Origin of the sequence: Nocardioides aquiterrae (genome assembly GCF_039526625.1) — a bacterium.
Lineage (GTDB): Bacteria > Actinomycetota > Actinomycetes > Propionibacteriales > Nocardioidaceae > Nocardioides > Nocardioides aquiterrae.
Window position 1 is genome coordinate 129,069 of record NZ_BAAAJE010000004.1, and the last position, 8,351, is coordinate 137,419.

Genomic DNA, 8,351 nt, shown 5'->3' on the forward strand with positions numbered 1-8,351 from the left:
AATCAGTCCAGCGTGAAGTAGTCGGGACCGGAGTAGCGCCCGGTCCTCATCTTGGTGCGCTGCATCAGCAGGTCGTTGAGCAGCGTGGAGGCGCCGAAGCGGAACCAGTCCGGGTCGAGCCAGTCGGGACCGGTCACCTCGTTGACCATCACGAGGTACTTGATGGCGTCCTTGGCGGTGCGGATCCCGCCGGCCGGCTTGACGCCGACCATGGTCCCGGTCTGCTCGCGGAAGTCGCGGACCGCCTCGAGCATGACCAGCGTGACCGGCAGGGTCGCGGCCGGCTGCACCTTGCCGGTGGAGGTCTTGATGAAGTGCGCGCCGGCCATCATCGCCAGCCAGCTCGCGCGGCGGACGTTGTCGTAGGTCTGCAGCTCGCCGGTCTCGAAGATCACCTTCAGGTGCGCGCTCTCCCCGTCCTCTCGGCGACACGCCTCCCGGACCGCGACGATCTCCTCGAACACCTGCAGGTAGTGGCCGGCCAGGAACGCGCCCCGGTCGATGACCATGTCGATCTCGTGGGCGCCGGCCTCCACCGCGTCGCGGGTGTCGGCCAGCTTGATGTCGAGGGCGGCGCGGCCGCTGGGGAACGCCGTCGCCACGGCCGCCACGTGCACCCCGCTGTCGCCCAGCGTCCGGCGGGCGGTCGCCACCATGTCGGGGTAGACGCACACCGCCGCCACCTGCGGGCAGCTCGGGTCGGCGGGGTCGGGCCGCATCGCCTTCGCGGCGAGCGCGCGCACCTTGCCGGGGGTGTCCTGGCCCTCCAGGGTGGTCAGGTCGACCATCCGGATCGCGAGGTCGAGCGCGAACTCCTTCGCGCTGGTCTTGATCGAGCGGGTCCCGAGAGCGGCGGCGCGCGCCTCGGCGCCGACCTGGTCGACGCCGGGCAGCCCGTGCAGGAACCGCCGCAGCGAGGCCTCGGACCGCGTGACGTCGTCGAACGCCGGCGCGAGGAGGGTGGAGGGGCTGGTCACCGACCCAGCATAGGGTTGACGTCGCGCAGCACCACAACCCAGGAGCGACCCCGATGAGTGACCACCACGCCGACCCTGCCGTGGAGAAGTTCCACGCGACCAATGGGCGCGCCAGCGGCTACATCGGGCTCGCCTGCACCGCCGTGATCCTGGGTCTCGCGATCGCCGGCTGGAGCACCGGCCGGCCGCTCGGCGTGGCGATCCTGGCCGTGCTGGGTGCGCTCCTGATCTGGGTCGTGATGCTCCGCCCGGGCCTGTGGGCGACCGGCCGCGAGCTGGTGCTGCGGGGCATGTACCACACCGACACCATCCCCCTCGCCGCCATCGACAGGGTCGCGGTCGGCCAGGTCACGGCGGTGTCGGTCGGCGACAAGCGCTACCTCTCGCCCGTGGTCGGCTACTCCGCCCGGCAGACGGTCCGGCTGCGCGCGGCCTCGAGGAAGGCGGGCACCGCCGCCCCGAGCGCGATCGACACCTACCAGGTGTTCGTGGAGGAGCGCATCACCCACCTCGCCCGGGACGCGCGAGACCGGAACACCGACCCGGCCGCGACGGTCCGGCGTACCTATGCCTGGCCCGAGCTCGCCGGAACCGCCGTCCTCGTCGCCGCCTTCCTGGTCTGGCTGCTGGCGTTCTGATCTCGATACGCACCCTCGCGACCTCTTGCGTCGGTCGCGGGCGCTACTCGATCTGGCGCCGGGATCCCTGCCTTCGCGAGCTCAGGCGGGGCGACGCTCAGATGCCCGCGGCGGCCTTGATGCCGTCGCGCAGGGCGTCGAGGCGGCCGACGGCGGCGATCCGGGCCGCGTCGACGCCGTCCTCGGGATGCACGGGGACGACGACCTCGAGGTAGCACTTCAGCTTCGGCTCCGTGCCGCTCGGGCGGACGACGACCCGGGCGCCGTCGGCGAGCCGGTAGCGCAGCCCGTCGGTCGGTGGGAGGTCCGGGCTCCCGGCGGCGAGGTCGTCGACCCGCTCGACCGCTAGGCCACCGATCTCGGCCGGCGGGGCGGTGCGCAGCCGGTCCATGGCCGCCGCGATCTCGCCGAGGTCGGTGACCCGGACGGAGAGCTGGTCGGTCGCGTGCAGGCCGTGCTCGCGGGCCAGGTCGTCCAGGACGTCGACGAGCGTGCGGCCCGCGGCCTTGGTCTCGGCGGCCAGCTCGCACAGCAGCAGCAGCGCGGAGACGCCGTCCTTGTCCTTCACGTGCTCGGGGTCGACGCAGTAGCCGAGCGCCTCCTCGTAGCCGAACGCCAGGCCCGGCACGCGGCCGATCCACTTGAAGCCGGTGAGCGTCTCGGCGTACGGCTGCCCGGCGGCCGCCGCCATCTTGCCGAGCAGCGAGGACGACACGATGCTGCAGGCGTAGGTGCCGTGCTTGCCGCGGCGCAGCAGGGCGTGCGCCAGCAGGGCGCCGACCTCGTCGCCGCGCAGCATCCGCCAGCCGTGCGGTCCGGGGACGGCGGCGGCGCAGCGGTCGGCGTCCGGGTCGTTCGCCACCACCAGGTCCGCGCCGTGCTTCTCGGCCAGCGCCATCGCGAGGTCCATGGCGCCGGGCTCCTCCGGGTTGGGGAAGGCGACGGTCGGGAACTCGGGGTCCGGCTGCTCCTGCTCGACGACGACCGCGGGCTCGCGGAACCCGGCGGCCTCCAGCACGCGCTGCACGGTCGTGCCGCCGACGCCGTGCAGCGGGGTGTAGACCAGGTCGAGGTCGCGGGGCCCGTCCTCGGCGAGCTCGGCCACCGTGTCGAGGTAGCGGTCCACGATCTCCTCCTCGAGCACCGTGCCGCCGGTGCCGCGAGGGACGTCCGCGAGGGCGCCCACCGCCGCGATCCGGCTCGCGATCTCCGCGTCCGCCGGCGGCACGATCTGGCTCCCGTCGCCGAGGTAGACCTTGTAGCCGTTGTCCTGGGGCGGGTTGTGGCTCGCGGTCACCATCACGCCGGCCGCGCAGCCGAGCTCGCGGATCGCGAACGCCAGGAGCGGGGTCGGCAGCGGGCGGGGGAGGACGTACGCGCGGAGCCCGGCGCCGGTCATCACCTCGGCGGTGTCGCGGGCGAAGACGTCGGAGTTGTGGCGGGCGTCGTACCCGATCACGACCGAGCCGCGCGCGTGGCCCGTGTCCTTCAGGCCCTGCTCGATCAGATAGGCCGCGAGCCCGGCCGCGGCGCGGGTCACCACCACGCGGTTCATCCGGTTCGGGCCCGCGCCGAGCGCGCCGCGCAGCCCCGCCGTACCGAACTCCAGGGTGCCCGCGAAGCGGTCCGCGAGGTCCGCCTCGTCGCCGCCCGCCTCGACCGCGGCGATCGCCTGCTCCAGCTCGGCGCGCGTCTGCGGGTCGGGATCGTCGGCGGCCCAGGCGCGCGCCGCGGTGAGGAGGTCGGTCATAGGGGGCACGATACGAGGGTGGCGGCGCATTACACGTTCTCCGGGTCCTGGCACCTCGCCGCGCCGCCGGCGCGCGTGCACGCGGTGCTGGTCGACCTCGAGCACTACCCGGACTGGTGGCCTCAGGTGTGCGCGGTCGCGTCCCTCGGGCCGGACGACGCGCGGGTGCTCTGCCGGTCGGTCCTGCCCTACACGCTCGACCTGGTCCTGCACGCGGTCTCCCGCTCGCCCTCGCGGCTGGAGGTCGCCGTCTCGGGCGACCTCACCGGCTCGGTGCGGTTCGACCTGACCCCGGTCGCCTCCGGGACCCGTCTGGACCTGGCGCAGTCGGTGCACGCCGGGGGCGTGCTCGGTGCCGCGTCCGCCGTGCTCGCACCGGTGCTCCGCTGGAACCACCACCGGATGATGGCGGGCTGTGTGGCGGGACTGGCGGCGACCGCCGGCGGTTGACGGTCAGCGGCGGACGGCCGGGGTGTCGGCGGCGGCGTCGCCCCACGTGAGCGCCTCAGGCGTCGATCGAGCTCATGTCGCCGTACCGGTCGCCGACGACCGCGTCCCGCGGGACCGCCTCCTCGAGCGCCCTCAGGTCGTCGTCGGTGAGCTGCACGTCGGCGGCGCCGACGTTCTCCTCGAGGTACCGCACGCGCTTGGTGCCCGGGATCGGCACCACGTCGTCGCCCTGGGCGAGCACCCAGGCGAGCGCCAGCTGCCCGGGCGTGCACCCCTTCTTCTCGGCGAGCGCGCGGACGGCGTCGACCAGGCGCAGGTTGGCGCGCAGCCCCTCGCCGTTGAGGCGCGGGAAGTACGCCGAGCGGCGCGAGTCGTCCTCGTCGAGGGAGTCCTCCGAGGTGATCGCGCCGGTGAGGATGCCGCGGCCGAGCGGGGAGTACGGCACCAGCCCGATGCCGAGCTCGCGGATCGTCGGCAGGATCTCGTCCTCGATGTCACGGGTGAACAGCGAGTACTCGGTCTGCAGCGCGGTGATCGGGTGGGTGGCGTGGGCGCGCCGGATCGTCTCCGGCGAGGCCTCGGAGAGCCCGAGGTGGCGTACCTTGCCGGCCTCGACGAGCTCCGCCATCGCGCCGACGGTCTCCTCGATCGGGACGGTCTTGTCGACGCGGTGCTGGTAGTAGAGGTCGATGTGGTCGACGCCGAGCCGCTGCAGCGAGGCGTCGCAGGCGGCGCGGACGTACTCCGGCCTGCCGTTGATGCCGACGCGGGTGCCGTCGGGCCGGCGCTCGTTGCCGAACTTGGTGGCGAGCTGGACCTCGTCGCGGCGGCCGGCGATCGCGGTGCCGACCAGCTGCTCGTTGGTGAACGGGCCGTACATGTCCGCGGTGTCGAGGAAGGTGACGCCGAGGTCGAGGGCGCGATGGATGGTCGCGATCGCCTCGCCCTCGTCGCCGGTGCCGTAGAACTCCGACATGCCCATGCAGCCCAGGCCGAGCTCCGAGACGGTGAGGGGGCTGGCGGTTCCGAGAGTGCGGTGCGGAAGGGTCATGCCCTCGAGCCTTGCGCGCCGGTCCAAAGGTCAGGACGACCGGTCGAGCGCCGGCCGCTCCATCGACGCGAACGTGTAGTCGCCGCCGACGTACGCCGCCTCGGCCTCGTCCTCGGCCCGCGGCGCCACCGAGCCGGCGAACTCCTCGGCGTCGTCGAGCGGCTCGTAGCCCAGGGCCCGGCCGGGCTCGAGGTCCCACCAGCCGCGGGTGTTGGCGGAGATGCCGTAGAGGACCGCGAACCCCGGCGCGGGCGCGGTGAGCGCGGCCTCGACCATACGCACGGCGTCGTCGTGCGAGAGCCAGGTCCCGAGGTGACGGACCGTGGTGGGACGCTCGAGGAACGACCCGATCCGGCACGCGACCGCGTCGATGCCGTACCGGTCGGCGTACAGGCTCATCAGGGCCTCGGCCGCGACCTTGCTCACCCCGTAGAAGGTGTCCGGGCGGGGCCGGGTGCCGACGTCGACGAGGTCCGCTCGGGGCGTGCGTCCCACGGCGTGGTTGGAGGAGGCGAACACCAGGCGGCCGACGCCGTGCTCGACCATCGCGTCCAGCAGCGCGGCCGTCGTGACGACGTGCGAGGCGAGGGAGTCCGGCAGGTTCAGCTCGCCGGGGTAGCTGGCGAGGTGCACGACGCCGTCGAACGACTCCTCGTCGAAGACCGCGGCGACCGCGTCCGGGTCGCCGCAGTCGACGGAGTACCAGTGCCCGTCGTGGCCGTCGGGCTGGGGGACCCGGTCGAGCCCGACAACGGTGTGCCCGCGGTCGGCGAGCCCGACGGTGACGACACGGCCGATGCTGCCGGCGGCGCCGGTGACGAGGACCTTCACGCGGGAAGGCTATCCACCAGCTCGGCGAACAAACCGTGGTTGAGCCGGAAGGCGGCCCGCACCTCGTCGACGACGCGTGCGGTCTGCACGGGGGAGAGGCCGAGGGCGTCGAGTCGCGCGCGGTAGGCGTCCTTGTACGGCTTGGGCCTCGGGATCGCCGGGAAGTCGTAGAACGCGACCCCGCGCCCGGCCAGGCCGAAGGTGCGGTCGACGACCCGGCCGATCGCCTGGCCGCCCGAGAGGTCGCCGAGGTACCGGGTGTAGTGGTGCGCGGCGAGCAGCGGCCCCCAGGCCCGTGCGTGCTCGAGCCGCTCGCGGTACGCCGTGACCGCGGGCGACGCCACGGTCCGCGGGCCGTCCGGTAGCCAGTGGTCGAGGTCGGCGTCGAGGGCGGGCACCCGCTCGAGGTCGGGGTCGTGGACGGCCGCCACGGCGGGGTCGTCGGCGTGCGCGCGGACGGCGCCCTCGAGGGCGTCGTAGACCGCGCGCAGCCGGAGGAGGTACTCGGCGTACCCCTGCTCGCCCACGCGGCCCGCGAGGAGGTCGGTGACGAACGGCGCCTCCTCCGCCTGCTCGTGCTCGGCGCGGGAGCCGAGGCGCATCGCCGCCGAGAGAGAGGTGCTCACGGTCGGCAGGCTATCCGGCCGACTCGCCGCCGACCGCGGGCGCGGTCGCCATGCCGGTGGCCATCGCCACCAGGTTGCGGACGAAGCGCTCGGTCGGGAGCTGGGCGCGCCCCGGGCTCGTGCCCTGCCGCGCCCGGTCGGCGACCGAGCGCAGGATGAAGCCGGTGATCAGGGCGAGCCGCTCGGCGCGCAGTGCGTCGTCGAGGTCCGGCAGGCGCTGCTCGAGCAGCGCGTAGACGTCGTACCCACCGGTGTGGCGGAGCGCCTCGGCGACGTCGGGGTGGAGCCGGTCGTACTCCTCGACGAGCTCGCCGACGATCACCAGGTAGCAGCGCCCGGACGTCCCGGTCTCGGCGAGCTCGACGGCCGGCCGGACGATCGCCTCGAGGACCGGGCCGAGCTCGGTGTCCGGGGTGGCGCGGGCGAGCGCGAGCAGCTCGCCCTCACGCCGGGCGAGGAAGGGCGCGTGCTGCTCCAGCACCGCGGCGAGCAGGCTCTCGCGCGACCCGAAGTGGTAGTGGACCGCGCCGCGGTTGCGCTGCCCGGCGCGGCGGGTCACCTCGACGAGCGAGGCCGTGAACACGCCGTGCTCGGCGAACGCCTCGGTGGCGGCCTCGACCAGTGCCCGGCGCGTGTCGGCCATCAGATCCGGGGGACGATCCGCCCGAGCAGCTCGCCCATCCGCGCGGCCGCGGCCCGCCCGGCCTCGAGGACCTCCGCGTGGTTGAGCGGCTGGTCGCTGATGCCGGCGGCCAGGTTGGTGACCAGGCTGATGCCGAGCACCTCCATGCCGGCCTCGCGGGCCGCGATGGCCTCGAGCGTGGTGCTCATGCCGACCAGGGTGCCGCCGATGATGCCGGCCATCCGGACCTCGGCGGGGGTCTCGTAGTGCGGGCCCGGGAACTGCACGTACACGCCCTCGTCGAGGGTAGGGTCGACCTCCTTGCACAGCGCGCGGAGGCGGCTGCTGTAGAGGTCGGTGAGGTCGACGAAGTTCGCGCCGACGATCGGGCTGCGGCCGGTCAGGTTGATGTGGTCGCTGATCAGCACCGGGGTGCCCGGCGTCCACGCCGGGTTCAGGCCGCCGCACCCGTTGGTCAGCACGATGGTGCGGCAGCCGGCGCGCGCCGCCGTACGAACGCCGTGGACGACGGCCGCGACGCCCTTGCCCTCGTAGTAGTGGGTGCGGCTGAGGAAGACGAGCAGCTGCCGGTCGCCGGCGTCGATGGAGCGGATCTTCCCGGAGTGGCCCGCGACCGCGGCCTTGCTGAAACCGGGAAGGTCGGTGGTGTCGATCTCCGCCGTCGCCGCGCCCAGCGCGTCGACCGCCGGCAGCCACCCGGAGCCCAGCACCAGGGCCACGTCGTGCCGCTCGACGCCGGTCAGCTCGGCGAGCTTCGCGGCAGCCTCGCCGGCGAGGTCGTAGGGGTTCTGCGTCGCGTCCGTGGTCGCGTCCGTGGTCACGTTCTCCGTCACGCTGCGGACTCTAGTGGCGGGTGCCCGGCGTCGGCGATCTCGTGCAGGGTCGGGTCATGATCGACCACCTGGGCATCAACTGCTCCGACCTGGAGCGCTCCGCCGCCTTCTACGACGCCGTCCTCGGCGTCCTCGGTCACCACCGCCTGATGGACCACGGCGTCGCGATCGGCTACGGCACCTCGCAGCCGGAGTTCTGGATCGGCCGCCAGCCGGAGTCCGGCCCGGCCTCCGGCCCGAACCGGGAGATCCACGTCGCCTTCACGGCCGCCACCGCCGACGACGTCCGGTCGTTCTTCTCCGCGGCCGTCGCGCAGGGCGCCGAGGTCCTCCACGAGCCCCGCCACTTCCCCGAGTACCACGACCGCTACTACGGCGCCTTCGTCCGCGACCCCGATGGCAACAACGTCGAGGCGGTCTGTCACACGGTGCCGCCGGAGTAGGGGGTGCAGGTTTCCCCGGTCGACCGGGGAAACCTGAACTTGCTGGCCGAAGTTTCGGCTCTTCTGCTGGATGTGTGGGTGATGTGAGCGTGCCGTGATGAGCACACGC

At 73.6% G+C, this 8,351-nt stretch carries 10 protein-coding genes; 3 read left to right on the plus strand and 7 right to left on the minus strand.

Features of this window, described 5'->3' with window-relative positions; genetic code table 11:
• Positions 1–2: 2 nt before the first annotated feature.
• A complete protein-coding gene (gene deoC, locus ABD086_RS06350) occupies positions 3–977 on the minus strand; it encodes a deoxyribose-phosphate aldolase (protein ID WP_343906635.1) in 975 nt (324 codons plus the stop codon).
• 53 nt (positions 978–1,030) lie between these two features.
• On the opposite strand from deoC, the gene ABD086_RS06355 reads away from it, so the two are divergent.
• Entirely contained in the window at positions 1,031–1,615 is a 585-nt protein-coding gene (locus ABD086_RS06355; RefSeq protein WP_343906636.1) for a hypothetical protein, read from the plus strand.
• A 97-nt stretch (positions 1,616–1,712) separates the two neighbouring features.
• Here ABD086_RS06355 and ABD086_RS06360 read toward each other — a convergent pair whose 3' ends face one another.
• On the minus strand, positions 1,713–3,365 hold the full coding sequence (locus tag ABD086_RS06360) for a phospho-sugar mutase (protein ID WP_343906637.1): 1,653 nt from the start codon (positions 3,363–3,365) through the stop codon (positions 1,713–1,715).
• 18 nt (positions 3,366–3,383) lie between these two features.
• Between ABD086_RS06360 and ABD086_RS06365 the strand changes: the two genes are divergently transcribed.
• Positions 3,384–3,815: an SRPBCC family protein gene (locus ABD086_RS06365; RefSeq protein ID WP_343906638.1), complete on the plus strand. Its 432-nt coding sequence runs from the start codon at positions 3,384–3,386 to the stop codon at positions 3,813–3,815.
• Between the two features lie 55 nt (positions 3,816–3,870).
• On the opposite strand, the gene ABD086_RS06370 is transcribed toward ABD086_RS06365, so the two are convergent.
• From ABD086_RS06370 to ABD086_RS06390, 5 genes are read right to left on the minus strand one after another with little or no spacing between them, the layout of a single operon-like run.
• Positions 3,871–4,866, minus strand: a complete 996-nt coding sequence (locus ABD086_RS06370; RefSeq protein ID WP_343906639.1) for an aldo/keto reductase — start codon at positions 4,864–4,866, stop codon at positions 3,871–3,873.
• A gap of 30 nt (positions 4,867–4,896) precedes the next feature.
• Complete coding sequence (locus ABD086_RS06375; RefSeq protein WP_343906640.1) at positions 4,897–5,697, minus strand: NAD-dependent epimerase/dehydratase family protein; 801 nt, start codon at positions 5,695–5,697, stop codon at positions 4,897–4,899.
• Positions 5,694–6,323 carry a biliverdin-producing heme oxygenase gene (locus tag ABD086_RS06380; protein WP_343906641.1) on the minus strand — a complete coding sequence of 210 codons (630 nt, stop codon included), beginning with the start codon at positions 6,321–6,323 and terminating at the stop codon, positions 5,694–5,696. Before ABD086_RS06380 ends, ABD086_RS06375 begins: the two co-directional genes overlap by 4 nt.
• 10 nt (positions 6,324–6,333) lie before the next feature.
• Positions 6,334–6,966, minus strand: a complete 633-nt coding sequence (locus ABD086_RS06385; protein WP_343906642.1) for a TetR family transcriptional regulator — start codon at positions 6,964–6,966, stop codon at positions 6,334–6,336.
• Positions 6,966–7,799 carry a purine-nucleoside phosphorylase gene (locus ABD086_RS06390; protein ID WP_343906643.1) on the minus strand — a complete coding sequence of 278 codons (834 nt, stop codon included), beginning with the start codon at positions 7,797–7,799 and terminating at the stop codon, positions 6,966–6,968. Before ABD086_RS06390 ends, ABD086_RS06385 begins: the two co-directional genes overlap by 1 nt.
• 56 nt (positions 7,800–7,855) lie before the next feature.
• Here ABD086_RS06390 and ABD086_RS06395 point away from each other — a divergent pair, with 56 nt between their 5' ends.
• Positions 7,856–8,242, plus strand: a complete 387-nt coding sequence (locus ABD086_RS06395; RefSeq protein ID WP_343906644.1) for a VOC family protein — start codon at positions 7,856–7,858, stop codon at positions 8,240–8,242.
• Positions 8,243–8,351 lie beyond the last annotated feature (109 nt).